Origin of the sequence: Streptomyces sp. 796.1, from assembly GCF_047525675.1 — a bacterium.
GTDB lineage: Bacteria > Actinomycetota > Actinomycetes > Streptomycetales > Streptomycetaceae > Streptomyces.
The window spans coordinates 1-25334 of record NZ_JBLIWA010000002.1 but is presented as its reverse complement, the minus strand read 5'-3'; the positions used below and the strand labels follow the sequence as shown (position 1 = coordinate 25334).

At 72.1% G+C, this 25334-nt stretch carries 25 protein-coding genes; 17 read left to right on the top strand and 8 right to left on the bottom strand.

What is annotated here, in order from left to right; all coding sequences use genetic code 11:
- Positions 1–4 precede the first annotated feature (4 nt).
- From fabG to ACMA1D_RS01495, 3 genes are all read left to right on the top strand, one after another.
- Positions 5–709, top strand: coding sequence for a 3-oxoacyl-[acyl-carrier-protein] reductase (gene fabG, locus ACMA1D_RS01505; protein WP_414722004.1), 705 nt, complete (start codon positions 5–7; stop codon positions 707–709).
- Positions 710–714: 5 nt separating this feature from the next.
- Positions 715–1488, top strand: coding sequence for an enoyl-ACP reductase FabI (fabI, locus tag ACMA1D_RS01500; protein ID WP_349994211.1), 774 nt, complete (start codon positions 715–717; stop codon positions 1486–1488).
- 153 nt (positions 1489–1641) lie between these two features.
- A complete protein-coding gene (locus ACMA1D_RS01495) occupies positions 1642–1953 on the top strand; it encodes a hypothetical protein (protein WP_414722003.1) in 312 nt (103 codons plus the stop codon).
- 45 nt (positions 1954–1998) lie between these two features.
- Here ACMA1D_RS01495 and ACMA1D_RS01490 read toward each other — a convergent pair whose 3' ends face one another.
- Entirely contained in the window at positions 1999–2706 is a 708-nt protein-coding gene (locus ACMA1D_RS01490) for a FadR/GntR family transcriptional regulator (RefSeq protein ID WP_414722002.1), read from the bottom strand.
- Between the two features lie 391 nt (positions 2707–3097).
- Between ACMA1D_RS01490 and ACMA1D_RS01485 the strand changes: the two genes are divergently transcribed.
- The 4 genes from ACMA1D_RS01485 (at position 3098) to ACMA1D_RS01470 (ending at position 6270) form a co-directional block, all read left to right on the top strand.
- Positions 3098–4600 carry a CynX/NimT family MFS transporter gene (locus tag ACMA1D_RS01485; protein ID WP_414722001.1) on the top strand — a complete coding sequence of 501 codons (1503 nt, stop codon included), beginning with the start codon at positions 3098–3100 and terminating at the stop codon, positions 4598–4600.
- Between the two features lie 41 nt (positions 4601–4641).
- Positions 4642–4758, top strand: a complete 117-nt coding sequence (locus tag ACMA1D_RS01480) for an SGM_5486 family transporter-associated protein (RefSeq protein ID WP_349991824.1) — start codon at positions 4642–4644, stop codon at positions 4756–4758.
- Between the two features lie 238 nt (positions 4759–4996).
- On the top strand, positions 4997–5239 hold the full coding sequence (locus tag ACMA1D_RS01475) for a hypothetical protein (protein WP_414722000.1): 243 nt from the start codon (positions 4997–4999) through the stop codon (positions 5237–5239).
- A gap of 512 nt (positions 5240–5751) precedes the next feature.
- Positions 5752–6270: a SixA phosphatase family protein gene (locus ACMA1D_RS01470; protein WP_414721999.1), complete on the top strand. Its 519-nt coding sequence runs from the start codon at positions 5752–5754 to the stop codon at positions 6268–6270.
- 418 nt (positions 6271–6688) lie between these two features.
- On the opposite strand, the gene serB is transcribed toward ACMA1D_RS01470, so the two are convergent.
- Positions 6689–7933 carry a phosphoserine phosphatase SerB gene (gene serB / locus ACMA1D_RS01465; protein WP_414721998.1) on the bottom strand — a complete coding sequence of 415 codons (1245 nt, stop codon included), beginning with the start codon at positions 7931–7933 and terminating at the stop codon, positions 6689–6691.
- Between the two features lie 1565 nt (positions 7934–9498).
- Here serB and ACMA1D_RS01460 point away from each other — a divergent pair.
- Positions 9499–12156 carry an FHA domain-containing protein gene (locus tag ACMA1D_RS01460; RefSeq protein ID WP_414721997.1) on the top strand — a complete coding sequence of 886 codons (2658 nt, stop codon included), beginning with the start codon at positions 9499–9501 and terminating at the stop codon, positions 12154–12156.
- Between the two features lie 222 nt (positions 12157–12378).
- Here the strand turns inward: ACMA1D_RS01460 and ACMA1D_RS01455 are convergent, their stop codons facing one another.
- Both ACMA1D_RS01455 and ACMA1D_RS01450 read right to left on the bottom strand, forming a co-directional pair.
- Positions 12379–13146, bottom strand: a complete 768-nt coding sequence (locus ACMA1D_RS01455; protein WP_414721996.1) for a transglycosylase SLT domain-containing protein — start codon at positions 13144–13146, stop codon at positions 12379–12381.
- A gap of 364 nt (positions 13147–13510) precedes the next feature.
- Positions 13511–14212, bottom strand: a complete 702-nt coding sequence (locus ACMA1D_RS01450) for a nitroreductase family protein (protein ID WP_414721995.1) — start codon at positions 14210–14212, stop codon at positions 13511–13513.
- A 450-nt stretch (positions 14213–14662) separates the two neighbouring features.
- Here ACMA1D_RS01450 and ACMA1D_RS01445 point away from each other — a divergent pair, with 450 nt between their 5' ends.
- The 4 genes from ACMA1D_RS01445 (at position 14663) to ACMA1D_RS01430 (ending at position 17656) form a co-directional block, all read left to right on the top strand.
- The gene (locus ACMA1D_RS01445; RefSeq protein WP_414721994.1) at positions 14663–15817 is read left to right on the top strand and encodes a GAF domain-containing sensor histidine kinase; all 1155 of its coding nucleotides are present in this window, start codon (positions 14663–14665) and stop codon (positions 15815–15817) included.
- 58 nt (positions 15818–15875) lie between these two features.
- Positions 15876–16505, top strand: coding sequence for a response regulator (locus ACMA1D_RS01440; protein ID WP_414722234.1), 630 nt, complete (start codon positions 15876–15878; stop codon positions 16503–16505).
- A 126-nt stretch (positions 16506–16631) separates the two neighbouring features.
- The gene (locus ACMA1D_RS01435; protein ID WP_414722233.1) at positions 16632–16874 is read left to right on the top strand and encodes a chaplin; all 243 of its coding nucleotides are present in this window, start codon (positions 16632–16634) and stop codon (positions 16872–16874) included.
- Positions 16875–17416: 542 nt separating this feature from the next.
- Positions 17417–17656 (top strand): chaplin, encoded by a 240-nt coding sequence (locus tag ACMA1D_RS01430; protein WP_414721993.1) that lies wholly within the window; start codon positions 17417–17419, stop codon positions 17654–17656.
- A 117-nt stretch (positions 17657–17773) separates the two neighbouring features.
- On the opposite strand, the gene ACMA1D_RS01425 is transcribed toward ACMA1D_RS01430, so the two are convergent.
- Positions 17774–18616 carry a hypothetical protein gene (locus ACMA1D_RS01425; protein ID WP_414721992.1) on the bottom strand — a complete coding sequence of 281 codons (843 nt, stop codon included), beginning with the start codon at positions 18614–18616 and terminating at the stop codon, positions 17774–17776.
- Between the two features lie 110 nt (positions 18617–18726).
- Here ACMA1D_RS01425 and ACMA1D_RS01420 point away from each other — a divergent pair, with 110 nt between their 5' ends.
- The 3 genes from ACMA1D_RS01420 to ACMA1D_RS01410 all read left to right on the top strand — a co-directional run bounded on the left by ACMA1D_RS01420 (position 18727) and on the right by ACMA1D_RS01410 (position 21183).
- The gene (locus tag ACMA1D_RS01420; protein ID WP_349991805.1) at positions 18727–19518 is read left to right on the top strand and encodes an ABC transporter ATP-binding protein; all 792 of its coding nucleotides are present in this window, start codon (positions 18727–18729) and stop codon (positions 19516–19518) included.
- 174 nt (positions 19519–19692) lie between these two features.
- Positions 19693–20115 carry an NfeD family protein gene (locus ACMA1D_RS01415; RefSeq protein ID WP_414721991.1) on the top strand — a complete coding sequence of 141 codons (423 nt, stop codon included), beginning with the start codon at positions 19693–19695 and terminating at the stop codon, positions 20113–20115.
- 120 nt (positions 20116–20235) lie between these two features.
- Positions 20236–21183, top strand: a complete 948-nt coding sequence (locus ACMA1D_RS01410; protein ID WP_414721990.1) for an SPFH domain-containing protein — start codon at positions 20236–20238, stop codon at positions 21181–21183.
- Between the two features lie 229 nt (positions 21184–21412).
- Here the strand turns inward: ACMA1D_RS01410 and ACMA1D_RS01405 are convergent, their stop codons facing one another.
- Together ACMA1D_RS01405 and ACMA1D_RS01400 are read right to left on the bottom strand one after the other, a co-directional pair.
- Positions 21413–21916, bottom strand: coding sequence for an HNH endonuclease (locus tag ACMA1D_RS01405; protein ID WP_414721989.1), 504 nt, complete (start codon positions 21914–21916; stop codon positions 21413–21415).
- A gap of 375 nt (positions 21917–22291) precedes the next feature.
- Positions 22292–22831 (bottom strand): YbhB/YbcL family Raf kinase inhibitor-like protein, encoded by a 540-nt coding sequence (locus ACMA1D_RS01400; RefSeq protein WP_414721988.1) that lies wholly within the window; start codon positions 22829–22831, stop codon positions 22292–22294.
- 99 nt (positions 22832–22930) lie between these two features.
- Here ACMA1D_RS01400 and ACMA1D_RS01395 point away from each other — a divergent pair, with 99 nt between their 5' ends.
- Positions 22931–23269, top strand: a complete 339-nt coding sequence (locus ACMA1D_RS01395) for a barstar family protein (RefSeq protein WP_414721987.1) — start codon at positions 22931–22933, stop codon at positions 23267–23269.
- A gap of 100 nt (positions 23270–23369) precedes the next feature.
- On the opposite strand, the gene ACMA1D_RS01390 is transcribed toward ACMA1D_RS01395, so the two are convergent.
- Positions 23370–24152, bottom strand: coding sequence for a sporulation protein (locus ACMA1D_RS01390; RefSeq protein ID WP_414721986.1), 783 nt, complete (start codon positions 24150–24152; stop codon positions 23370–23372).
- A 171-nt stretch (positions 24153–24323) separates the two neighbouring features.
- Between ACMA1D_RS01390 and ACMA1D_RS01385 the strand changes: the two genes are divergently transcribed.
- Positions 24324–25007 (top strand): DNA-3-methyladenine glycosylase, encoded by a 684-nt coding sequence (locus tag ACMA1D_RS01385; RefSeq protein WP_414721985.1) that lies wholly within the window; start codon positions 24324–24326, stop codon positions 25005–25007.
- Positions 25008–25334 lie beyond the last annotated feature (327 nt).

Below are 25334 nucleotides of genomic sequence, written 5' to 3'. Positions count from 1 at the left end.
ACCCTTGAGCCGCTCGGTTCTCGTCACCGGAGGAAACCGGGGCATCGGCCTCGCCATCGCCCGCGCGTTCGCCGACGCGGGGGACAAGGTCGCCATCACCTACCGCTCCGGCGAGCCCCCGGCCGGGTTCCTCGCCGTCAAGTGCGACATCACCGAGCCGGAGCAGGTCGAGCAGGCGTACAAGGAGATCGAGGAGAAGCAGGGCCCGGTCGAGGTGCTGGTCGCCAACGCCGGCGTGACCCGTGACCAACTGCTGATGCGGATGTCGGAGGAGGACTTCAGCACGGTCCTTGAGACCAACCTCACCGGCACCTTCCGCGTCGTCAAGCGCGCCAACCGCGCCATGCTGCGCGCCCGCAAGGGCCGCATCGTGCTGATCTCCTCCGTCGTGGGCCTCCTCGGCTCCGCGGGGCAGGCGAACTACGCCGCCTCCAAGGCCGGTCTGGTGGGCTTCGCCCGCTCCCTCGCCCGCGAACTCGGGTCGCGCAACATCACCGTGAACGTCGTCGCCCCCGGCTTCGTCGACACGGACATGACCCGGGCGCTCAGCGACGAGCAGCGGGAGGGCATCGTGAAGCAGGTACCCCTGGGCCGCTACGCCCAGGCTGAGGAGATCGCTGCCTCGGTCCGCTTCCTGGCCTCCGACGAGGCCGCGTACATCACTGGAGCCGTCATTCCCGTCGACGGCGGATTGGGCATGGGTCACTGAACGACATGAGTGGAATCCTCGCAGGCAAGCGCATCCTGGTCACCGGCGTCCTCACCGACCACTCGATCGCCTTCCACGCCGCCAAGGTGGCGCAGGAGGAGGGCGCCGAGGTCATCCTGACCGGCTTCGGCCGGATCACGCTGGTGCAGCGGATCGCCAAGCGGCTGCCCAAGCCCGCGCCGGTCATCGAGCTCGACGTGCAGAACCAGGAGCACCTGGACACCCTCGCGGACAAGATCCGCGAGCACTCCAGCGACGACACCGGCCTGGACGGCATCGTGCACTCGATCGCCTTCGGCCCCCAGGGCGCGTTCAACTTCCTGGAGGCGAGCTGGGACGACGTCTCGACGGCGCTGCACGTCTCGTCGTACTCGCTGAAGTCGCTGACCACGGCCTGCCTGCCGCTCATGGAGGAGCGTGGCGGCTCCATCGTCGGCATCACCTTCGACGGCTCGATCGCCTGGCCGAAGTACGACTGGATGGGCGTCGCGAAGGCCGCGCTGGAGTCCACCGGCCGCTACCTCGCCCGTGACCTGGGTGCCAAGAACATCCGCTGCAACATGATCTCGGCCGGCCCGATCAAGTCGATGGCCGCCAAGTCCATCCCGGGCTTCGAGGAACTGGCCGACGTTTGGAACCACCGCGCGCCGATCGGCTGGGACCTCTCCGACCCGGAGCCCGCCGGCCGCGGCGTGGTCGGGCTGCTGTCCGACTTCTTCCCGAAGACCACCGGCGAGGTCGTCCACGTCGACGGTGGCGTGCACATGATGGGTGCCTGACCCTCGGCTGGCCCCCCCCGCTCGCGCCCGACGCCCGCTTCGCCCTCCTGGCGGAGCGGGCGTCCGGCGTCTCAAGTCGTGCACCGGCGCCGCCCCGGCGACACTGTGGGAGAGCCGGGGGAGCGACCCCCGGCCTGGCCCGGAGGTGTCGGCGTGACCGTGTCCCGCCGCCGGACGGCCGCCGTCGCACTCGCCACGGCCGGCCTGTGCGCCCTACTGGTCCCACCGGCCGATGCCGCGCCGACCGAGGCGGAGTGCCGGACCTCGGTACGCGGCAGCCTGGCCACCGCCGTCTGCTTCAACCCGGACGCCGACGCGGACCGCGTCCAACTGCACGTGGAGTGCGCCCGCTGGTGGGACCCGGACGTGGACGGCCGCCCCGTCGAGGTGGGCCCGGCCCGCGCCGTGACCCTCGCCGACCGCTGCTGGATGGAGATCCGGGGGGTCTGGATCACACACGCCTGAGCCGCACCGACCACGGCCCGGGCCGGCAACACCGCGGGGCACGCGTCAGCCCCCGCTGCCCTCCCGTACGACGTGCCGCCCGTCCTCGGAGACGTGGCAACTGTAGGGATGCGCGCTCGCCTCGGCGGCGGCCCGCGCCTCGTCCCGGTCGCGGATGGCAGCCACCAGCCGGGCGTGGTCCACGTACGACTCGGGGCGCAACCGTTCCCCGACACCGGCCCGGAGGAACGAGATCAGCACCATGCCGAGGTCCGCGTACAACTGGGCCAGCACGTCGTTGTGGGACGCGGCGACCACGGCCATGTGGAGCGAGCCGTCGGCCTCCACGAAGCTCTCCGCGTCCCCCGACTCCCAGGCCAGTTCGCGCCGCTCCAACAGGGCGGTGAGCTGGTGCATGTCCTGGTCGGTGCGCCGCCGCGCGGCCAGCCTGGCCGCCTCCGCCTCAAGGGCGCTGCGCAACTCGGCGATGTGCAGCGGGTCGGCGTCGGCGAACCTGCGGTTCATCACGCCGGCCAACTCGCTGGTGGCGACCACGTAGGTGCCCGAGCCCTGCCGGATGTCGAGCAGACCGTTGTGCGCGAGGGCGCGGACCGCCTCGCGGACGGTGTTACGGGCCACGCCGAGCTGCTCGACGAGCTCGGGTTCGGTCGGGATGCGCGAGCCGACCGGCCATTCGCCGCTGGTGATCTGGGCACGGAGCTGGGCGATCACCTGATCGGCGAGCGCGGAACGCCGGGGCGAGGTCAGCGGCATGGCTCTCCTGGGCGGGGGCGGCTGGTGGGCTGGCGAAGCCCCCATGATGCCGCGCGGGGGCCGGGGCGCGGTGCGGGGGTGGGGTGCGCGGGGGCGGGGCTGGACCGCGTGGGGCCGGGCTGTGCGGGCTCGGGGGATGGCGCCGCGGTCGTTCGCGGGCCCGGTGCCGCGACCGTCCGCGGGGCCGGTGCCGTACTCGCCCGCGGCCCTGGGGACGTGGTCGGCCACGGCGCCGGCGTCGTACTCGTCCGCGGGGCCGGTGTCACGGCCGTCCGCCGGGCCGGTGCGGGTGGCTGCACGGATGGCTGTACGGGTGGGACCGATCGGCGGGCCCGTGGGGTCCGCTTATCGACTGGACAGGCATTCATCCCATGATTCTATGATGGCTTTCATGACAGACGACGACCTTGCGCGGGACGGCCGCCCACCCGTCCGGCGCGGCGGGCCCGGGCCGACGGCCGGCCGGCCCCCTGCCGCCGGCACCTCCACGGCCGTGGACGTCCAGGACGCCCCGGCAGCCGCGGGTACGGCACCCGCAGCGGATGCCGTCGATACCCCGGCGGCGGGCGGGCCGGCCACGCCCGGGCGGCCGTGGCAGCGCCACCTGCTCATCGCCGGTCTCGTCCTCGCCGCCCTGAACCTCAGGCCCGCCATCACCAGCCTCGGCGCGCTGCTCGAAGAGGTGCGGGACGGGCTCGGGATGAGCGGCACCGTCGCCGGCGCGCTCACCTCGATGCCGGCCCTGTGCTTCGCGGCCTTCGGGTTGACCGCACCCCGGCTGGCCCGGCGCTGGGGCCAGGAGGCCGTGGTCTGCGCCGGCCTGGTCGCCATCGGCCTCGGTGTCCTGGTCCGGCCCTTCGCCGGCGGCACCGTGGGCTTCCTGCTGGCCAGCGCGCTCGCCCTGGCCGGCATAGCGGTGAGCAACATCCTGCTGCCGGTGATCGTCAAGCGGCGCTTCCCGGACCGGGTGGGCCCGATGACCGGCCTCTACACCATGGCACTGGCCGTCGGTACCTCGATCGCCGCGGCGAGTACCGTCCCGGTCACCGACGCCCTGGGCGGCAGTTGGCGGGCCGGCCTCGTGGTGTGGGGCGCGCTCGCCGTCGCGGCCGTCCTGCCCTGGCTGGTGATCGCCGGCGCCGCCCGTACCCCGCGCGAGGGCGCGTCCGCCAGCCCGGGTGCGCCCGCCACCTCCGCCTCCCCGGGTGCACCCACCGCCTCCGCAGCGGCTCCCGCTGCCACGGCTGAGCCGGCCGACGGCCCTGGCGACGGCCCTGGGGACGCTGCTGCCGACGCGTCCGGCGGCGGGTCCGGGCGCCCGATCACGCACAGCCCGACCGCCTGGGCGCTCGCCGTCTTCTTCGGGCTCCAGGCCACCGGCGCGTACATCACCATGGGCTGGATGCCGCAGATGTTCCGCGACGCGGGCGTCTCCGCCTCCACGTCGGGCGTGCTGCTCGCCATGACTATGGCACTGGGCATACCGCTCTCCTTCGTCCTGCCCCGCCTCGCCGCCCGGCTGCGACATCAGGGCGTCCTGGTGGTGGCGCTCGGCGGCTGCGGGCTCGCCGGGTACGCGGGGCTGTGGAGCGCACCGGCCAGCGGGGCCTGGGCCTGGGCGCTCCTCCTCGGCCTGTCCAACTGCGCCTTCCCGCTCGCCCTCACCATGATCGGCATGAGGGCGCGGAGCAGCAGCGGCGTGGTGCGGCTCTCCGCCTTCGCGCAGAGCATCGGCTATCTGATCTCCATCCCGGGCCCGCTGCTCGTCGGCGCGCTCTACCAACACACCGACGGCTGGCGGCTGCCCATCGCGCTGATGGCCGGGCTGATGGTGTTGCAGATCGGCGCCGGGGTGCTCGCGGGCCGCGACCGCGTCGTGGAGAACGAACTGTGACCCCCGCGCGGCCCGGCAACGGGGAGTGGGAGACTGGGCGCATGTCTGTCCTTGAGCCGAACCCCCAGAACGGTCAGAAGAAGCTGCTGACCATCCTCGGCGTCATGTTCGCCATCACGGTCGTCATCGGCGTCATCGCCACGATCGCCTCCCCCTGACACGCACCTCACCGGCGGGCTCGTCCGCGGGCCGGACCCGGGGGCGGACGGCGTGGACGCGTGGATGGTGGTGCTAGCACCACCATCCCCTAGGGGGTCAGGCTCAGGGGCAACTGGGTGGATCGCCGGATGGGCCCGAGGGGCCGTCTCTCATAGGTTCGACGTACACCGCGCACCAGCGGTGGGCGCGACCGTGGCAGGCGGTCGCGTCGCCCAGCGTTCCCCGGAGGCGATTTCCATGGCAGCCCCTGCGTACGGCCACGCCGGACGGTCCCCCCAGCCGCGGTCCGTCGGCGAGCAGCGGGACGTGCTGGAGGTACGGCTTCCGTGGTGGGCCATCGCGCTGCCGGCCGTGGTCTTCGCGGCGCTGCTGCTGATGCTGGTCGGCCCGGCCGACGCGCACGCCGCTGACAGCGGCAGCAGCCACGTCGCCCAGTTCGCCGCCATGTTGCGGGACTCGATCGTCCACCTCCTGTCCTGACCGCCCGCCCGGCCGGGCCCCGTCAGGACCGGGTCCGCGCCAGGACCGGGTCCGCGTCAGGACCGTGCGACCTCCGCGGTCGCGCCCTTGCTCGCCCCCGACGGCCCGGCGCCGCGTCCGCCGCACCGGTGACCGCGTCCGCCGCCGTCGATGCGGGGACGAGGTGGCGGGACGCGTCAGCCACCGGTGCCACGGCGCGGCGCTCCCCCCGGTGCTACGGCGTAGCGCTCCTCGCCACCGCGACCGCCGTGGCCCCCGCGGTGCGGCCCGCTCCGTCGACGTATTGCGGAGGGCGAGGTTCCGGGCGTCTGCCGCCCGGCCGCTCCCGCTCGCCGCCCGGTCCCTGCCGCCGGGCGCACCGGTCGTGGGCGGAAGGGCTCCCTCCGCCCGCGGGCACGGCTCGTACCAGCGCACATGCCGCCGCCCGCGGCGCCGCCCGCATCCCTCGCACTACCACGCTGGGGCCCCAACACCCCGCGCCTTACGGCCCGTTTCGTGCGAAGCTGGACGGCATGAGCGTCGATGTTCCCCGCAGGATCGTCATCTTCCGGCATGCCAAGGCCGAATGGTCCCAAGAATCCGATCACGAGCGGCCCCTCGCGGAGCGTGGCCGCAGGGACGCCCCGGCCGCCGGCCGCTGGCTCGCCTCGACCGGCATCGTTCCGGAACTCACCCTCTGCTCCACCGCGCTGCGCACCCGTGAAACGTGGAAGCTGGCCGTGCCCGAGCTGCCGCAGCGGCCCCGGACTGTCTACGAGGACCGGTTGTACGAGGCGTCGCTCGGCGAGCTCATCGCGGTGGTCAACGAGACCCCCGAGGACGTCAACGAACTGCTCCTGGTGGGCCACAACCCCGGCGTGCACGGGCTCGCCGATGCGCTGGCCGGCGAGGCCGAGGGCGACACCCTGGCCCGGATGAACCGCGCCGGCTTCCCGACCGCCGCCGTCGCGGTGCTCACCTTCACCGGCACCTGGAAGTCGGTCGAGCACGGTGTGGGCCGCCTCGTCGCGTACTGGTCGCCGCAGGAATAGCGCGGGGGCGCGGCGCCGGCGGCCGACAGCTCGATGTGCGGCACGCTGACGGCGCGCCGGAACGCCCCCCGGCCACGCACCACGGCCCGAACCACGCTCCGGCTCCCGCGGCGCCTCCGGTGCCCCGCGGGAGCCGGAGCCGTGTGCGGGCCCGGCGGGCCCGGAGTACACCCGGGCCGACCGGCCGCAAGCCCGCCGCACGTGCCTGAGCGAAGAGGCGTCCGGCGCACCGACCGCGCCGGACGGCGTCCTTCAGAGCGTGCGGACCCGGCCTTCGGGCGGCACGGACGCGGTCTCCGGGCCGGGTGGAGGATGCGGGGGACCGCGGCGTACGGGCGGCGGACCGTGGCCCGGCACGGGCGCTACGGGGCGGCCCGTGTGCCGTGCGGACGGGCCCCGCCGCTGCCGAGGCGGGCGGTTATGCGTCCTCGGGCGTGTGCGTCTGCGCGGCCTCGACCTCTTCGCGGGTGATGCCGAGCAGGTAGAGCACGGTGTCCAGGAAGGGGACGTTGACGGCGGTGTGCGCGGCCTCACGGACCACGGGCTTGGCGTTGAAGGCGACGCCGAGGCCGGCTGCGTTGAGCATGTCCAGGTCGTTGGCGCCGTCGCCGATGGCCACCGTCTGCGCCAGCGGCACCTTCGCCTCGGCGGCGAACCGCCGCAGCAGCGTGGCCTTCCCGGCCCGGTCCACGACGTCGCCGATCACCCGGCCGGTGAGCTTGCCGTCCACCACTTCCAGGGTGTTCGCCGCGGCGAAGGCGAGCCCGAGCCGTTCCTTGAGGTCGTCGGTGACCTGCGTGAACCCGCCGGAGACCACGCCCACTTGGTAGCCGAGGTGCTTGAGCGTACGGATCAACGTCCGCGCCCCCGGCGTCAGCCGCACCTCCGAGCGGACCTTGTCCACCACGGACTCATCGAGCCCGGCGAGCAGCGCCACCCGCTCGTGCAGCGACTGCTCGAAGTCCAACTCGCCGCGCATCGCCCGCGCCGTGACCTCGGCGACCTCGGCCTCACAACCGGCGTGCGCCGCGAAGAGCTCGATCACCTCGTCCTGGATCAGGGTCGAGTCCACGTCCATCACCACGAGCCGCTGGGCGCGCCGCTGCAACCCGGCGGCCACCACCGCCACGTCGACGCCGAGCGCCGCGCCCTCCAGCGCCAGCGCGGTGCGCAACGGCTCGGTCTCGGTACCCGACACCGCGAACTCCACGGCCGTCACCGGGTACTTGGCGAGTCGGAAGATGCGGTCGATGTTGCCGCCCACGCCCGTGATGCGGGCCGCGATGGCGGCGGTCGACTCGGCCGTCAGCGGATGCCCGAGCACGGTCACGTGCGAGCGTCCGACGCCGCGGGGACGGTTGTCGCCGACGCCGGAGATGATCTCGGCCTGGAGCCGCTGCTCGTCGGCCCAACTGTGCACGGTCGAACGGAGCTCGCCCTCCGTCACGCCGTTCCCCTCGGGCGCGGTGACCAGGACGCACAGCACTATCCGGCCACGGGTCACGACCTGCTCGATGTCGACCACGTCGACGTCGAAGGCGGCGAGCGTGTCGAAGAGTCCTGCGGTGATGCCGGGGCGGTCCTTGCCGAAGATCTTGACGAGCAGCGTGGGTACGTCGTCGCCGGGCACGGACGTGACAGGTGGGGTGTGCAGTGTGCTCATGGTGTTTCCACGGTAGCGGGCTCGGGAGGTATGTCGTCCGCCTGTCCGGAGCGCGGACAGCCGTACGGCTCGTGGTCGCCGCCCCGTCACCAGTGCGTGAGGTTCCGTTTCGGTACGTGCTCGACCCGCATCGGCACGGACGTAGCCGGCGTACGCCAGCCATCGCCATGCCGTCTCCCGGCTGCGCCGACCGCAGCGACCAGCGCGGACGCCGAACGAGGGAGCGGCCTGCGCTGCGTGGCCGGACCCGGGCCGTGGCTGCCGGGCGGCCCACGCCCGGTGGTGCTGGGCATTCCGGATCGCGATGGGGCCGCTCGGGTGAGGGCCGGCGGCCCGCCCCGACGGACGACCCGACCCGGCTGCGACCCGCTCCCTGGGCGGCCCGGCCGCCCCGCAGGGGGTAGCTGGGAACGGTTGTCGGCGGTGGCCTGATATCGGCTATCGACATATCGGCCATCGGGCAAAGCGGGGATCCAACGGCGGAGGCCACCATGGACCGGCGCGGGCCGGCAGCCCGGCCCCGTTCCAGCCATCTCCGCTGCCGTCCACACCAGTCTGGCCCCCGGCCGCCCTGCCGGCGCCGGCCGCCCCGACACCCCTACATCCCTGGCCGCCCCAGCCGCCCGCGCCCCACGTCCGCGCCCCGGCGCCCACTCCGCGGACGGACTTCGTGCGGATCCCATGGGGACCCCGTGCCCTCCCCGTACGACGCCCGTACGAACTCCGCACGGACCTCACACGGGTCTCACACGAACCCGGTACGGAACTCCGGCGCCGTGCCGAGCGGCGGCGGATTCGTCCCCGTCGTGGGTTGCCGGCGGCGCTGATATCGGCGATATCCCGGAGTTCGCCGGAACTGCGCGGGGATTTGACGGCAGGCCGCTCGACGGGCTCCGGGAAATCGCCGGAGAGGGCGGAAGAACGGTTCGATCGTGACCGTATCGTTGCGCCCATCGGCGGGCGGTGAGTATGCCGGCAATTACCGGTCCGCAAGGTGGCGACGGACGTTCCGGCCGCATTTCTGGTGCAAGTTGTCCCACGGCGGGCCGCCGTCCGTGCGCCGCGCCCACCACGTCGCGCGCCGCGCGGACCGTCGCCCACTCCGCCCGGCGCCCCCGCCCCCCGCATCACCGCCGGCCGTCCGCCTCCTCGGCAGCGGTGCCGGCCGCCCGGCGGGTACGGTGGCCGCGCCCGGTCGGGCCGCGACAGCACGGCAGCCGGTGACCGAGCCGGGCCGGTGGCACGGCGCTGACCGCGGGGTACACGGCCCCCAGCAGCCGGGGCGCGGGTCACCGCTGTCTCGCCGCCGGCGGTCGGGGTGTGCCCGTACCGTGTGCCGTCCGCTGCCCGGATACGGGTGAGAACCGTGTGATCCGTACGCATCCGTGGGTGCTTACTCCTCTCCGGGGCGCTTTCTCCGTCCCGGGCCCGACCCGTTACAGGGCCGTGGCAAGGCCCGGCTTTCCGTTGGGGGACCGAGCCTGAAATAGTTCCTCACGATGTTCGCCATCCCTAGACTCCCTGCCACAGGGGGTAACTCGGGGGACAAGTAATTGGGGCATGGAGTGCCGGAAGTCGTACTGGAATTGAATGGACAGACCTGGACGCTGGACCCGTCCAGGTCGTACAGCCTCGGCCGCGATCCGCAGGGCGACTTGGTGTTGGACGACGCCCGGGTCTCCTGGCGGCACGCCACCGTGCGCTGGGGCGGACACGCCTGGGTCATCGAGGACCACGGCAGCACCAACGGCACCTATGTACAGGGCCAGCGCATCCAGCACCTGGAGATCAACCCGGGCGTCACCGTCCATCTGGGCAACGCGTCCGACGGTCCGCGGCTGAGCTTCACGGGCTCGCCCGCCGCTGCCGGCGCCGGCCAGGGACAGCAGGGCCCGGCGAGCTACGGCGGCCAGCACGCGATGGCCCCGCAACAGGCGGCCTTCAACGGTGCGCAGCAGCCCGACCCGCAGCAGGGCTGGCAACAGCCGGACCCGCAGCAGGGCTGGCAGCAACACCCGCCCCAGCAGGCGCAGCAACAGCAGGCGCAGCAACAGCAGGCACAGCAGCAGTTCCCGGGCCAGCAGCACGCACCCCAGGCACCCACCCCGCAAGCGCAGCAGCAGGCACCCCACCAGCAACCGGGCCAGCAGGGGCACCTTCCGCCGCAGGGCGGGCCGGGGTTCTCCGGACAGCGGGCGCCGGGCGGAGGCGGCGCTCCCCTGCACGGTGACCGCAGCCCGACCACCTTCCACCAGATCGCCGTGGGCCGGGTGATGCGGATCGGTCGTGCGCTGGAGAACGAACTGGTCGTCTCCGACCTCCAGGTCTCCCGGCACCACGCCGAGTTCCGGGCCACGCCCGACGGCCGGTTCGAGATCGTCGACCTCGGCAGCCACAACGGCACGTACGTCAACGGTCAGCCGGTCCGCCGCCAGATCATCGGCCCCAGCGACATCGTCGGCGTCGGCCACTCCACGTTCCGGCTGGTCGGCGACCGGCTCGAAGAGTTCGTCGACACCGGTGAGGTCTCCTTCTCGGCGCGCCACCTGACCGTCACGGTCGACGGCGGCAAGCAGATCCTCAAGGACGTCACCTTCGGCGTCCCGGAGAAGTCGCTGGTCGCCGTCATCGGCCCGTCGGGCTCCGGCAAGTCCACCCTGCTGCGCGCGCTCACCGGCTACCGGCCGGCCGACCAGGGTGACGTCCTCTACGACAACCGGAACCTGTACAAGCAGTTCGCCGAGCTCCGGCAGCGCATCGGCCTGGTGCCGCAGGACGACATCCTGCACAAGGAGCTGACGGTCAAGAAGGCCCTGCGTTACGCGGCCAAGCTCCGCTTCCCCGGCGACACCGCCGAGGCCGAGCGCGAGGCCCGGATAGGCGAGGTGCTGCGCGAGCTCAAGCTCGACATCCACGCCGACAAGCGCGTCACCTCGCTCTCCGGCGGCCAGCGCAAGCGCGTCTCGGTCGCCCTCGAACTGCTCACCAAGCCGTCGCTGATCTTCCTGGACGAGCCGACCTCGGGCCTCGACCCGGGCATGGACCGCGACGTGATGCAGTTGCTGCGCGGCCTCGCCGACGACGGCCGCACCGTGCTGGTCGTCACGCACTCCGTGGCCGAGCTCGCGCTCTGCGACAAGCTGCTGGTCATGGCCCCCGGCGGGTCCGTCGCCTACTTCGGTCCGCCCGAGGAAGCGCTCAACTTCTTCGGCTACGAGACCTGGGCCGACGTCTTCTCGGCCTTCGAGAACTACCGCGACTACGACTGGGCCGGCCGCTGGCGCGGCTCGCAGCACTACCAGATGTACGCGGCCGACATCGACGCCGTCGCCCCGCAGTCCGTCCACGTACAGCCGCCGCCGGCCCGCATGCAGAAGCCGCAGAGCTGGGCGTCCCAGCTCTGGACGCTGATGCGGCGGTACGTGTCGGTGATCGCGTCCGACCGCGGCTTCATCGGCCTGATGATCGTGCTGCCGGCGGTGCTCGGCGCGGTCAGCGTGGTCATCCCCTCCGATTACGGCCTGGTCGCAGGCCCCAAGGGGCAGCACAACCAGGACGCCGGCACGATCATGCTGATCCTCTCGGTCGGCATGTGCTTCTCCGGCGCGGCCAACTCCGTACGAGAACTGATCAAGGAACGGGTGATCTACGAACGGGAACGGGCCGTCGGCCTCTCCCGGTCCGCCTACCTGATGTCCAAGGTCATCGTGCTGGGCCTGATCACCGCGATCCAGGGCGTGATCATCTGCGCCATCGGCTTCTCCACCCGGGACCTGCCCGAAGAGGGCCTGATCCTCCCGCCGGCCGCCGAACTGTGCCTGGTGATCATCGCCCTCGGCTTCACCTCGATGATGTTCGGCCTGGTCATCTCCTCGTTGGTGAAGACCGCAGAGAAGACCATGCCGCTGCTCGTGATGTTCGCGATCGTGCAGGTGGTCTTCACCGGCGTGCTGTTCAAGATCTACGGCTCGCCCGGCATCGAGCAGTTCGCGTACCTGATGCCCTCGCGCTGGGCCATCGGCGCCTCCGGTGCCACGCTCGACCTCTCGCACGTCATGGCGCCCTGGGACCGTAAGCAGCCCAACGACCTCGACCCGCTGTGGGAGCACTCGGTCGGCCAGTGGACCATCGACATCCTCGCGCTGATCGCACTGGGCGTCGCCTGTGGATTCGCCGTCGCCCGACTGCTGCGCCGGCACGAGCCCGAGGTCATGCGCAAGTAGCGGCCCCGGCTCTCCGGGCCCCACGCACGACGCCGCAGGGCGGCACCCGCATCGGGGTGCCGCCCTGCGGCGTGTGCACGAGACGCCCGGCCCCACGGCCCGGGAGCGGGCCGCGGGGCCGGGCCGCGGAGTCACGCGCGCCCGGAGCGCGGGGCGCGAACGCCGGCGGACCGACCGGCGCACCGATCAGCGCGCCGGGTCGCGAATTCGCCAAGTCGCCCGTCAGTAGGCCGAGTCGACGTTGTCCATCGAACCGTACTTCTGCGCCGCGTAATTGCAGGCGGCCGTGATGTTGGCGACCGGGTCGTAGATGTCCCAGGAAGTGCCCTCGACGTGGAACGCCTTGAACGTCGGCGGAATTACCTGGAGCAGGCCCTTGGACGGAATGCCGGCCACGGCGTTGACGTCCCAGTCGTTGATGGCGCGCGGGTTACCACTGGACTCGCGCATGATGTTGCGGTGAATTCCCTCGTAGCTGGCGGGAATGCCGTGCTTCTTGAGGATCGCAAGGGATTCCTTGATCCAGCCGTCGAGGTTGTTGGCGTACGTGGGCTGCACCGGCTGGCGGGCCGCGGAACGGCTCGCGGTCTTGCCCGAACGCTCCTTCGCGGCCTTGGCCGCACCCTTCGTGGCACCGCTGGTGGCGTTCTTCGCGGCGCCCTTGGTCGCGGCGCGTTCCTTGACCGGCTTCGGGTCGGCGGCGGCCTGCGGCGCCTGCCGGGCCTGGAGCGCCTTGGCCGCAGCCGCGCGCTGTTCCTTGGCGGCCTGCTGCTCGGCCTCGACCGCGGCGGTGCGCGGCAGGTCGGCGGCGGCCTGCCGGGGCAGCCCGGAGGACAGCGCGGCGCCGCCGAAAGCGGCCTGGTTCTCGGTGACGGTCTTGAGCGAGGCCGCCGGGTTCTGCTCCGCGTGGGCGTCGCTCGGAATGGCGGCGAAGGTCAGGGCAACCACACCGGTGGCGGCAATGCCGGCAGCGGAAACCTTGTGGGCCATGGGCAGGCGCTGAAAACTACGAATGCTGGGGACGAGCATGCGGAGTGAACCTCTTCCAATCGCGGGAGTCGCAGTCGCCGGAGCGTCGGCGCAAAAGAAGAGCGCCGCGTCTGATGACGGCGCCGTGCGACTCGGCAATTGTTAGCGGCCGGAAAATGCCCTGGCAATGGTGTGACGTACTACCCGGCCTAGTGGAAAAGGGGGTATGCGAAACCCGCCGGATCGCGGTTATTTTCCCGATCGGGCGGGCGCGGAATTGCACTAATCCCATTCGTAGGTGATCTGGGTCCTATGCGCGGCCTCACACCGGGCACCGGTCCCCATCGCCCGGTGTGAGTGGCCGCGTACGGTACGTCGCCGGCTGCTAGATCTCGACCATTACCTGGGGCAACGACTTACGCACCAGGTCGGGGACGGCGCAGTCGGCCGCCGGATAGCCGACCGGGATGACGGCGAACGCCTTCTCGTTCTCCGGCCGCCCCAGCACCTGGGAGAGGAACCGCATGGGGCTCGGCGTGTGGATCAGCGCGGCCAGCCCCGACAGGTGCAGCGCGGACAGCAACATGCCGACCGCTATGCCCACCGACTCGTCGACGTAGTAGTGCTTGCGCTTGTGGCCGTCATCGCCCAGCCAGTACCGCTGCTCGAAGACGACGATCAGGTGCGGCGCGTCCGTCAGGTGCGGTTTCACCTCGTCCGTACCGAGGGGCCGCAGCGCCGCCAGCCACTCCTCACCGAGCCGCCCCTCGTACGAGCGGCGCTCCTCCTGCTCCGCCGCCTCGCGGATCCTGCGCCGTACGTCCGCGTCCTTGACCAGCACGAACGTCCAGGGCTGCTGGTGCGCCCCGGACGGGGCGGTGGCCGCACAGGCGATGGCGTCGTACACCACCTGATCGGGCACCGGGTCGGTCGAGAACTGCCGTACGGTCCTGCGCTCGTCCATCCGGCGCCGCAGTTCGGCGGCGCGCTCCAGGGACTCGGCCGGGTCCATGCGTGCGGGGCGATAGGGGACCGGCCGGTAGGGGTCGCCGTGGGTGGGGGTCCAGTTCCGTGTAGGTGCAGACATGTGCCGAGTCTGACTTCGGCCCGCCCCGTGCGGGCCGGATTCCAGAATTCCGCCCATCTGAGCGCCCGATCCATCCGGGGCTGCCCCCTTCCTCCCGTGCTGACGGGCGAGGGCGGCGGAGCCGGCGCCTCCCGCGCCCGCGGGCACTCCCGGCAGCGGACACCTCCGTACGGGCCGATACGGTGCCGACCCCAACCCCCCGATCCCGGGCCCGGCCCCCTATCCCCCCTAGACCCGGCCCCTCCTGGCCCCCTGCCCCACCCCGGAGCCGGAGTCCCGGCCTCCGCCCCGCCCATCCATGTGCCGCAGGCCACCCGCGTGCCGCAGACCCCCGCGTACCGCACACCCCGCATCCCGCAGGCACCCGCCTCCCGGCCTAGGTCCGGCGACCGAGCCCCCGGCCGCCGGCGGCCCGATCCCTGCCGCCGGGTGCGCCGGTACGGTGAGGCCATGAGTGAAGGACCAGGTCCCAGGGCCGGCCTGGCGGCCGTGAGTACCGCGCTGCTCGCCATGAACCGGCAACTGGAGGTCCGCGACGTCCTCAAGACGATCGTCGTCTCCGCCCGCGAGCTGCTGGACGCCAAGTACGCCGCGCTCGGGGTGCCCGACGACCACGGGGGGTTCGCCCAGTTCGTCGTGGACGGCGTCAGCGAGAAGCAGTGGAAGGCCATCGGCCCGCTCCCGCGCCAGCACGGCATCCTCGCCGCGATGCTCCAGGACGCCACGCCGCAGCGGCTCGCCGACGTCCGTACGGACCCGCGGTTCGAGGGCTGGCCACCGGCCCACCCCGAGATGTCGGACTTCCTCGGCCTGCCCATCGCCGACGGCGACGAGGTGCTCGGTGCACTCTTCCTCGCCAACAAGCGCTGCCCCAAGCCGACCGGCGGCTGCGGATTCACCGCCGCCGACGAGGAACTCCTCGGCATCCTCGCCCAGCACGCCGCCATCGCCCTCACCAACGCCCGGCTCTACGAACGCAGCCGCGAGCTGACCATCGCCGGCGAGCGCGCCCGGCTCGCGCACGAGCTGCACGACGCGGTGGCCCAGAAGCTGTTCTCGCTACGGCTGACCGCCCAGGCCGCCACCGCCCTCGTCGACCGCGATCCGGCCCGCGCCAAGAGCGAGCTCCAGCAGGTGACGGCGCTGGCCGCGGAGGCGGCCGACGAGCTGCGCGCCGCCGTGGTTGAGCTGCGCCCGGCCGCCCTCGACGAGGACGGCCTCGTCGCGACCCTGCGCACCCAGGTCCAGGTCCTGGACCGGGCCCAGAGCACCCAGGTCACGTTCGCCTCGCAGGGCGTCCGCGCATTGCCCTCCGCCCAGGAGGAGGCCGTGTTGCGGGTCGCCCAGGAGGCCCTGCACAACGCCCTGCGGCACGCCGGGGCCACCCGCGTCGAGGTGGCGCTCACCCGGCACGGGCCCAGCGGCGCGCTCCTTTCCGTACGGGACGACGGGCAGGGCTTCGACCCGTCGGCCGTCCGCCGCGCCGGCCGCCACCTCGGCCTGGTCTCCATGCGGGACCGGGCGGCCGGCGTCGGCGGCCAACTCACCGTGGAATCCACGCCCGGCAAGGGCACCGTGATCGAGATGGAGGTGCCCGGTGGCTGAGCCACAGCGCACACCGCAGCCCCCGACCACCCCCGCGCCCCCCACCACGGGCCAGCGCATCTCGGTGCTCCTCGTCGACGACCACCAGGTCGTACGCCGCGGACTGCGCACCTTCCTTGAGGTGCAGGAGGACATCGAGGTGGTCGGCGAGGCGTCCAACGGGGCCGAGGGCGTCGCCCGCGCCGAGGAACTGCGTCCCGACGTCGTCCTGATGGACGTGAAGATGCCGGACACCGACGGGATCGAGGCGCTGCGCCGGCTGCGCGAACTCCAGAACCCCGCCAAGGTCCTCGTCGTGACCAGCTTCACCGAACAGCGCACCGTCGTCCCCGCCCTGCGCGCCGGCGCCGCCGGCTACGTCTACAAGGACGTGGACCCCGACGCCCTCGCCGGCGCCATCCGCTCGGTCTACGCGGGACACGTACTGCTCCAGCCCGAGGTGGCCGGCGCGCTGCTCGCCCAGGAGGAGGTCAACGGCGGACAGGGCCGCGGCGCCTCGCTCACCGACCGCGAGCGCGAGGTGCTGGCCCTGATCGCGGACGGCCGCTCCAACCGCGAGATCGCCCGGGCCCTCGTGCTGTCGGAGAAGACCGTGAAGACCCACGTATCGAACATCCTGATGAAACTCGACCTCGCCGACCGCACCCAGGCCGCCCTGTGGGCCGTCCGGCACGGGATCGGCGACTGAGATTTTCATACGGTCGTGTGATACGCGGCTACAAGGCGCAACCCGGATGGCGGTTGACCGTTCTCCAGGGCACGCCGCGGCGGTTCGCTGCGGCGGAAGCTGAGCAGGTTGAGAAGGGTTGAGCAGTTGAAGAACATGAAGAGGGCCGCCGCCGTGTCGATCATGATCGGCGGCCTCGCCGCTGCCGGGGCGGGCGTCGCCTCGGCGGCTGACGCCGTGGCCAAGGGCAGCGCCACCGCTTCGCCGGGCGTCGGCTCCGGCAACCAGATCCAGGTTCCGGTCCACGTGCCGGTCAACGCCTGCGGCAACTCCGTGAACGTGGTCGGGGTCCTCAACCCCGCCTTCGGGAACTTCTGCACCAACTTCTGACGGCCGGGGCCGCGGCCTGACGCCCGGCCGCGCCCGGGGCGCCGCTGACCTGCGGCCAGCCCCGGTGACTCTCCTCCCCAGCCCCACCGGCCCCACCACACGGCGCAGCGATGCGACCGGCGTAACCGGGGCCCACCACTGCGCCCTGCCGGACCTCCGGCAGGGCGCAGTGCCGTTGCCGAGCGGACACCGGCCTACCGGCATGGACTTCGGCACGGACGCGGACGCGGCCACGGACGCGGAACCTTCGCCCGCCCACCGCCCACCGCCCGCGGCCCGTTCCCGCCCCGCCCTCGCCTCGCGCTCCGCCCGCCTCCGCGGCCTCCCGCGCCGGCCCCGCCCGGCGTCCTGCGGACGTCGCTCAACGACCCCGCCCGGCTCCCGTCACGCACGGCATGACCTGGAGCTTTCAAACGCCCACGGAATTGCGCCGATCGTGGGCAAAGGCGCCCGCCACCCGTGTCATGACAGCACTCCGAGCGTTGTCAACGTGCGACCCCGCGGCTGGGGCCGCGCGACATCCAGCAGGAGGAAGACTTCCCATGAACACTGCCAAGAAGGCCGCTCTGGTCATTGCTGCCGCCGGGGTAGCCGCCGGTGCCTCGGCGGGCGCCGCGTTCGCCGACAGCGGGGCCCAGGGCACCGCCGCGGGCTCGCCCGGTGTCGTCTCGGGCAACCAGATCCAGGTTCCGGTCCACGTTCCGGTCAACGTCTGCGGCAACACGATCAACGTCGTTGGCCTGCTGAACCCCGCCGCGGGCAACACCTGCATCAACGCCTGATCGCACCCCCGCAGCAGCGAAAGCGCCCCGCGACCCCGTCCGGTCCGCGGGGCTCTTTCCTGCCCGCCCCCTCCGAAGCGCCCGCGCACCAACCTGAGGCACCCGCGACTCGCCGCGCTACCCCTGCCGCAGCCGCTGCTCCACGTACGCGTTGTACGCCGCCACCCTTGCCCGCCGCGCCGTACGCTCCACCGGGCGCAGCGCCTGCGCGCGGGCCGCGATCTCGGACGCGCTCACCGCACCGCCGTGCTCCGGCCCGTACGCGATGTCCACCAGCGCGCCCACCCGCTGCGCCAGCTCGAACACCCGCACCGCGCGCGGCGGATAGCCGGGAGCCAGCACCTCGCGGCCCCGCTCGGCCCGCGCCCGGTACGCGTCGAGGGCCGCGGCCGTGGCCGGGCCCGAGCCCGCGACGTTCAACCGGGACAGCGTCTCCGTCGCGTCCCGCAGCGCCTCGGCAAGCTCCCGCTCCGCCTCGCCCAGTGAAGGGACGTCGGCCGGCGGCGCCTCCCGCACCGGCCGGCACCGCCAGACGACCTCGGTGTGCGCGTCCTCCGCGGAGATGGCCGCATCGCCGCCGGCCGCCTCCGGGCCGGCCCGATGCACCTCGGGCACCAGGCCGATGCCCACGCCCACCACGATGACCGCCTCGCCCGCCTCCAACGCCCGGGCGTTGAAGTCCGGCGGCCCGCTCAGCCCGAGCGGATGCCCGGCGACCGGCAGCGCGACGCACAGCCCCGTCGCGCCCAGCGTCCGCAGCCGCCCTATGGCCAGCGTCAGGCCCACCGGAGTGGCGTCCGGCGCGGCACCCGGCGGCGCCGATCTCTCCGGCAGGTCCACGACACGGTGTGACGCATCCGACCCACTGATTCGGTGCGCCGCATCATCAGGTGAGACAAGCCCGGCAAGAAGGGCATTTCCCCACGCGGCCAGGCGTCCTGAGCGAGGTTCATCGAGCATGCCACCAGCCTAAGGACTGGCACCGACAACGGGTGGCGTAGGTTTTGCTTGGGAGCTGTGCCCACCGGCACACGCGACATGACGAGACTGCAATGGGAGACAACGCGCTCATGAGCGATGTTCTGGAGCTGGTGGACGTATCCGTGGTCCGCGACGGCCGGGCTCTGGTGGACCATGTCTCGTGGTCGGTCGCCGAGGGAGAACGCTGGGTGATCCTCGGCCCCAACGGCGCGGGCAAGACCACTCTGCTCAACATTGCCTCCAGCTACCTCTTCCCCACCTCAGGCGCGGTGCAGATCCTCGGCGAGAAGCTCGGCGGCGTCGACGTCTTCGAGCTCCGCCCGCGCATCGGCATGGCCGGCATCGGCCTCGCCGACAAGCTGCCGCGCAGCCAGACCGTCCTCCAGACGGTGCTCACCGCCGCCTACGGCATGACCGCGAGCTGGCAGGAGAGCTACGAGGCCGTCGACGAGGACCGGGCCCGCGCCTTCCTCGACCGCCTGGGCATGAGCGAGTTCCTGGACCGCAAGTTCGGCACCCTCTCCGAGGGCGAGCGCAAGCGCACCCTGATCGCCCGCGCGATGATGACCGACCCGGAGCTCCTCCTGCTGGACGAGCCGGCGGCCGGTCTCGACCTCGGTGGCCGCGAAGACCTCGTACGCCGCCTCGGCCGCCTCGCCCGCGACCCGTACGCACCCTCCATGATCATGGTCACGCACCACGTCGAGGAGATCGCCCCCGGCTTCACCCACGTGCTGATGATCCGCCAGGGCCAGGTGCTGGCCGCCGGCCCCGTCGAGACCGAGCTCAACTCCCGCAACCTCTCCCACTGCTTCGGGCTCCCGCTCGTCGTGGAGCGCAGGGACGACCGCTGGACGGCGCACGGCCTGCCGCTGAAGTGACCCGCCGCTGACACCCCGACCCAGCCGGTCCCGTTCGACCGACACACGCCGCGCCACCGCCCCGAACGGCCCACCAGAGCCCCGCTCGCCGAGGCCCCGGTTCCGCTCCGGCCACGGTGGCGCGGACTCGTCGGTCCCCTGTCGTGGCTGCGGGCCGAGAACTACCATGAGCCCGTGGACGCATGGGTGTGGTGGCTGATCGCCGCCGTTGGGCTGGGAATTCCTCTCGTACTGACGGCGATGCCCGAGTTCGGGATGTTCGCCGTAGGCGCCGTCGCCGGCGCGATCACCGCGGCGCTCGGCGGTGGCCTGGTCATCCAGGTCGTCGTCTTCGCCGTCGTCTCGGTCGCCCTGGTCGCCGTCGTGCGCCCCATCGCGGTGCGCAGCCGCTCCCAACGACCAGCCCTGGCCAGCGGCGTCGAAGCGCTCAAGGGCCGACAGGCCGTCGTCCTTGAGCGGGTCGACCGCGGCGGAGGGCGCATCAAGCTCGCAGGTGAGATCTGGTCCGCCCGGGCCCTGGACGCGGACCAGACGTACGAGCCGGGCCAGCAGGTCGACGTGGTGGACATCGACGGGGCGACCGCCGTCGTGCTGTAGCCGTGCCCCGCGGCGACGGCGCGCCCTCAAGAGCAGCGTTCAGGCTGCGGGACGGTCCGCTGATCTGACAGACTCACCTATCCAAGATCGATCAACAACCGAAGGGCACGGGGAGCCGCTGTGGAACCGATCATCATCGTCCTGATCATCCTGGTGGTACTCGTATTTATCGCCCTGATCAAGACGATCCAGGTCATCCCGCAGGCGAGCGCGGCCATCGTCGAGCGGTTCGGCCGCTACACGCGCACGCTCAACGCCGGACTGAACATCGTCGTCCCCTTCATCGACTCCGTACGCAACCGGGTCGACCTGCGTGAACAGGTCGTCCCCTTCCCGCCGCAGCCGGTGATCACCCAGGACAACCTGGTCGTCAACATCGACACGGTCATCTACTACCAGGTCACCGACGCCCGCGCCGCCACCTACGAGGTCGCGAGCTACATCCAGGCCATCGAGCAGCTCACCGTCACCACGCTGCGCAACATCATCGGTGGCATGGACCTGGAGCGCACCCTGACCTCCCGCGAGGAGATCAACGCGGCGCTGCGCGGCGTCCTCGACGAGGCGACCGGCAAGTGGGGCATCCGCGTCAACCGCGTCGAGCTCAAGGCGATCGAGCCGCCGACCTCCATCCAGGACTCGATGGAGAAGCAGATGCGCGCCGACCGTGACAAGCGCGCCGCGATCCTCCAGGCCGAAGGTGTCCGGCAGTCGGAGATCCTGCGCGCCGAGGGTGAGAAGCAGTCCTCCATCCTGCGCGCCGAAGGTGACGCCAAGGCCGCCGCGCTGCGCGCCGAGGGTGAGGCGCAGGCGATCCGTACGGTCTTCGAGTCCATCCACGCCGGCGACCCGGACCAGAAGTTGCTCTCCTACCAGTACCTCCAAATGCTGCCGAAGATCGCCGAGGGCGACGCCAACAAGCTCTGGATCGTGCCCAGCGAGATCGGCGACGCCCTCAAGGGCCTGGGCGGCGCGCTCGGCAACTTCGGTCCCGGCGGCGGCGGTCTGGGCGGCGCCCCCACCGAGGCCGCCCCGGCCACGCGCCGCGAGCAGCCCCGCATCGACTAGGCAGGCACCCCGCCACGAGCCGGGAAGACCCGGCACCGGCGGCCCGCGCCCCGGCAGGCGCCAACACCCCGCACCACCACGACGATGGGGCCCCGATCGACACATCGGGGCCCCACGCACGTGCCGTACCGTCCCACCGCGCCCCGGCCCGACGCCGGTAGGGTCCCGCCGCAGCCGATCGTTCCGTACGGGCCGGCATCCGGCGCCGTCAGCGCTCGCCGGCAGCGTCTCAGGCCGGCACCGCGAGCCAGTCCGGCAGCGACTCCCGCCCCATCCCGCCGAGCGCCAGCACCAACGCGTCCGACGGCGAGGGCTCGTACGGCGTCCGCAACAGCCGCATCCCCGCCTGCTCCGGCGTACGGTCCGCTTTGCGGTGGTTGTCCTCGGCACACGAGGCGACGGTATTCAGCCAGGTGTCCCCACCCCCGTGCGACCGCGGTACGACGTGGTCCACGGTGGTCGCCCGCCGCCCGCAGTACGCACACCGGTGCCGGTCCCTGACCAGCACCCCACGCCGCGACCACGGGGCTTGTCTTCGGAACGGCACCCGTACGTAGCGACTCAGCCTGATCACGCGTGGCAGCGGTAGGTCCACGGTGGCGGCACGCACGCGCAGCCGCGGGTGGGCATGTTCGACCACTGCCTTCTCCTGCAACACCAACACCACCGCACGCCGCAGTGTCACCGTGGACAGCGGCTCAAAGCTGGCATTGAGCACCAGGGTCTCGCGCATCCCGCACACCTCCCGCGTCAGGTCGGCCCCGTTCGGGCACGGCTCAACTCTGGCCGCGGGAGCGGGGGAGGACAACGCAATTTCGCGCGCCATCTGCGCAACCGGACGCCGACGCGCACACCACAACTCTCCCCCTGCACCGGGAAGATCACGCCCCTCGGCAGCCGCCGTCCCGGACATCCCGAGGGGCGGGCCCCTCGGGACCCGCCCCTCACACCACGTCCCACCACCCGGCCGGGTTTCGGCCAGGCACCCCCGCCGCACTCCGGTGGAGCGGCCGGCACGACGCCCGCACACCCCACACCCGGCACCGACGGGAGCCCGCGACGAAGCGGCCGATCGGCCCGAAACAGGGCAGCCGGGCCGCGAACCGGATCAACCCTCGGCGGGCGTCTCGAACTCGCCGATGAGCTGGGCGCGCCCCAGCGTGTGGAAGCGCAGGTTGAAGCCGACGACCGCAGGCGAGGCATCCGCGTCGGGGCCCAGCTTCTCGGTGTCCACGGCGTACACGGTGAAGACGTACCGGTGCGAACCGTCGCCGGGCGGCGGCGCGGCACCGCCGAAGTCCCGGGTGCCGTAGTCGTTCCGCACGTGCACCGCGCCCGCGGGCAGCCCCGCGAAGCCCTCACTGCCGGCGCCCGCGGGCAACTCGGTCACCTCGGCCGGGATGTCGAAGAGCGACCAGTGCCAGAAGCCGCTGCCGGTCGGGGCGTCGGGATCGAAGCAGGTGACGGCGAAGCTCTTCGTCCCCTCGGGAAAACCCGACCAGCGCAGGTGCGGCGAGCGATTGCCCGCCGCGTACACCTGGTCGTCCTTGAGCACACCACCGTGGGTCACGTCATCGCTCTCCACGGTGAACGAGGGCACCGCCGGGTGGAAGTCATGGGGGAGCGGACGCCGGTTCTGCTCGGACACGTTCAATCCTCTCTGCTCGGCTCGCGCGACTGTGCAGTCGCGGCCAGCCTAGCGAGACCACCCGCCCCGATCGCCCGCCCCGGCTGCGACGATGTCCCCATGACCACACCGGAGCCCACCGGCCGGCCGATCGGCCCGCACCGCGCGGAACTCGACCTCGACGGCGTACGCGACGCCGCGGCCTTCCTCGACCGCTGCGCCCGCGACCTCGACCTGCCCGCCTGGTTCGGCCACAACTGGGACGCGCTGGAGGACTGCCTGCGCGACCTGACCTGGTGGGGCCCGGCCAGCCGGTACGAGATCGGGGTGCGCGGCTGGGAGGCGTTCCGCACGGCGGCGCCCGCCGTCGCGAAGACCGCGGCCGACGTGCTGGCCACCGCGGTGGAGCACTGGTCGGACCGGGACACCCCGCTCGCGGTGGTCTTCGACGGGGCGTAACCGCCGGCAGGCCCTGCACGACGCACGGGGCGTGCGTCGAGAAACCCGACGCACGCCCCGTGAACACACCAGGCCGGACGCGCCGGCCCCGGTGCTGTGATCAGAACCAGTTGCGCTTGCCACCCACGTCGGCCAGCCACTGGTTGAGGTACGCGGCCCAGTCCGTGCCCTGGAAGTTGGCCAGGTCGACGGTGAACGAGCGGTAGGAGTCGCTGCCCTCGGTGAAGAGGCCGGGCTTCTTGTCCATCTCCAGCACGACGTCCATCGACCGGTCGTCGGCGACGAAGGTCAGCTCGACCTCGTTGAGCCCGCGGTACTGCTGCGGGGCGTAGAACTCGATCTCCTGGTAGAAGGGGAGCTGCTGCCGCGTACCGCGGATGTGGCCCCGCTCCAGGTCAGCGCCCTTGAAGCTGAAGCCGAGGCTACCGAAGGCGTCGAGGATGGCCTGCTGGGCGGGGAGCGGGTGGACGTTGATCGGGTCCAGGTCACCGCTGTCGACGGCCCGTGCGATGGCCAGCTCGGTGGTCACGCCGACGTTCATGCCGGTGAGGTGACGCCCCAGGAACGTGGTCACGGGCGTCTCCCACGGCACCTCAAGCGCGAACTGCACGGCGTGCACCGCACCGGCCTGCACCTCGAAGGCCCCACCCAGGCGCTGCTTGGTGAACTCGATGTCCTGCTTGGTCTCCTGGTCGTTGCCCTCGACCTCCACCCGGGCCTGGAGACCGACGGACAGCGCCTCGATCTGCTGGGCCACGGAACCGCCCTGGATGCGCACCTCACCCTGGACCACGCCGCCGGGCACGACGTTCTCCTCGGTCAACACCGTCTCCACCGAAGCACCGCCAGCTCCCAGGCTCGCGAGCAGCTTCTTGAAGCCCATGTCTTTTCCTCCCCAGGAGGCGACGGAACCCCGTCGTCTCGGTCGTGATGCCACTCATCGGTTCGATCGGTACTCACGCGAAACCATGCCGCCCGGTTCCGCGCCCCACACCCTTGCAGCTCGCCGCAGCCACTCCAAGGACGGCGCGGCTGTGCCGTACGCTCGGACCACGTGACTGTGGGATCTGACCGTACGCCGCTTGACCGCTCCTTCTTCGACCGCCCTGTGCTTGAGGTGGCCCCCGACCTGTTGGGCCGGGTGCTCGTCCGCCTCACGCCGCAGGGCCCGATCGAGGTACGCCTGACGGAGGTGGAGGCGTACGACGGCATGGCCGACCCGGGCTCGCACGCCTACCGGGGTCGCACCGAGCGCAACGCGTCGATGTTCGGCCCGCCCGGCCACGCGTACGTCTACTTCACGTACGGCATGTGGCACTGCCTCAACCTGGTGTGCCGCGAGCCGGGCGTGGCCAGCGGAGTGCTGCTGCGGGCCGGCGAGATCATCCGCGGCCAGGAGCTGGCCCGCACCCGGCGCGCCACCGCCCGCAAGGACCACGAGCTGGCCAAGGGCCCGGCCCGGCTGGCCACCGCCCTGGGCGTGGACCGGGAGCTCAACGGCACCGACATCTGCGCCGGGCCCACGGCCCCGCTGTCCGTACTGAACGGGGATCCGGTCGCGACCGATCGCGTACGGAACGGCCCGCGGACCGGGGTGGGAGGGGAGGGCGCGACCCACCCCTGGCGTTTCTGGGTCAGCGACGACCCGACCGTCAGCCCCTACCGGGCCCATGTGCCCAGGCGCCGCAACAGGTCAGCCTCCCCAGCCAAGCTTGACGCGAAGCGTCCCGACGCCTAACGTAGCCCGAGCCGCTTGAGAAGGGCAGTGCTGTCGGCGCGACTAGGTTCGCGCAGACGCAGCCCGAAACGGCAAAAACCACTACTGCACGGCCCCTTATCGGGATGGATTTCGGCATGCCGGAATTCGGTTCGAAAGCTTCGATTATGAAGCTGGGGGGAAATCCGCTAACGTAGTGAACACGCCGGAAGGCGCGAAAAACCCCGCTCCAACAGGGGACCGGAAACGAAATTCCGACCGGAAACGGTAGGGAAAAGGATCTGGTAAGGTTGGAAACACCGAAGGGAAGCGCCCGGAGGGCCCGGTGAAACGGGACCGAAGGAAGCG

Bases quoted from the DNA above. Each gene is read 5' to 3' on its own strand.
- fabI (WP_349994211.1), top strand. From the start codon at position 715: ATGAGTGGAATCCTCGCAGGCAAGCGCATCCTGGTCACCGGCGTCCTC.
- ACMA1D_RS01490 (WP_414722002.1), bottom strand. From the start codon at position 2,706: ATGCCGCTGACCTCGCCCCGGCGTTCCGCGCTCGCCGATCAGGTGATC.
- ACMA1D_RS01485 (WP_414722001.1), top strand. From the start codon at position 3,098: ATGACAGACGACGACCTTGCGCGGGACGGCCGCCCACCCGTCCGGCGC.
- ACMA1D_RS01480 (WP_349991824.1), top strand. From the start codon at position 4,642: ATGTCTGTCCTTGAGCCGAACCCCCAGAACGGTCAGAAGAAGCTGCTG.
- ACMA1D_RS01475 (WP_414722000.1), top strand. From the start codon at position 4,997: ATGGCAGCCCCTGCGTACGGCCACGCCGGACGGTCCCCCCAGCCGCGG.
- ACMA1D_RS01470 (WP_414721999.1), top strand. From the start codon at position 5,752: ATGAGCGTCGATGTTCCCCGCAGGATCGTCATCTTCCGGCATGCCAAG.
- serB (WP_414721998.1), bottom strand. From the start codon at position 7,933: ATGAGCACACTGCACACCCCACCTGTCACGTCCGTGCCCGGCGACGAC.
- ACMA1D_RS01455 (WP_414721996.1), bottom strand. From the start codon at position 13,146: ATGGCCCACAAGGTTTCCGCTGCCGGCATTGCCGCCACCGGTGTGGTT.
- ACMA1D_RS01450 (WP_414721995.1), bottom strand. From the start codon at position 14,212: ATGTCTGCACCTACACGGAACTGGACCCCCACCCACGGCGACCCCTAC.
- ACMA1D_RS01445 (WP_414721994.1), top strand. From the start codon at position 14,663: ATGAGTGAAGGACCAGGTCCCAGGGCCGGCCTGGCGGCCGTGAGTACC.
- ACMA1D_RS01430 (WP_414721993.1), top strand. From the start codon at position 17,417: ATGAACACTGCCAAGAAGGCCGCTCTGGTCATTGCTGCCGCCGGGGTA.
- ACMA1D_RS01425 (WP_414721992.1), bottom strand. From the start codon at position 18,616: ATGCTCGATGAACCTCGCTCAGGACGCCTGGCCGCGTGGGGAAATGCC.
- ACMA1D_RS01420 (WP_349991805.1), top strand. From the start codon at position 18,727: ATGAGCGATGTTCTGGAGCTGGTGGACGTATCCGTGGTCCGCGACGGC.
- ACMA1D_RS01405 (WP_414721989.1), bottom strand. From the start codon at position 21,916: ATGCGCGAGACCCTGGTGCTCAATGCCAGCTTTGAGCCGCTGTCCACG.
- ACMA1D_RS01395 (WP_414721987.1), top strand. From the start codon at position 22,931: ATGACCACACCGGAGCCCACCGGCCGGCCGATCGGCCCGCACCGCGCG.
- ACMA1D_RS01390 (WP_414721986.1), bottom strand. From the start codon at position 24,152: ATGGGCTTCAAGAAGCTGCTCGCGAGCCTGGGAGCTGGCGGTGCTTCG.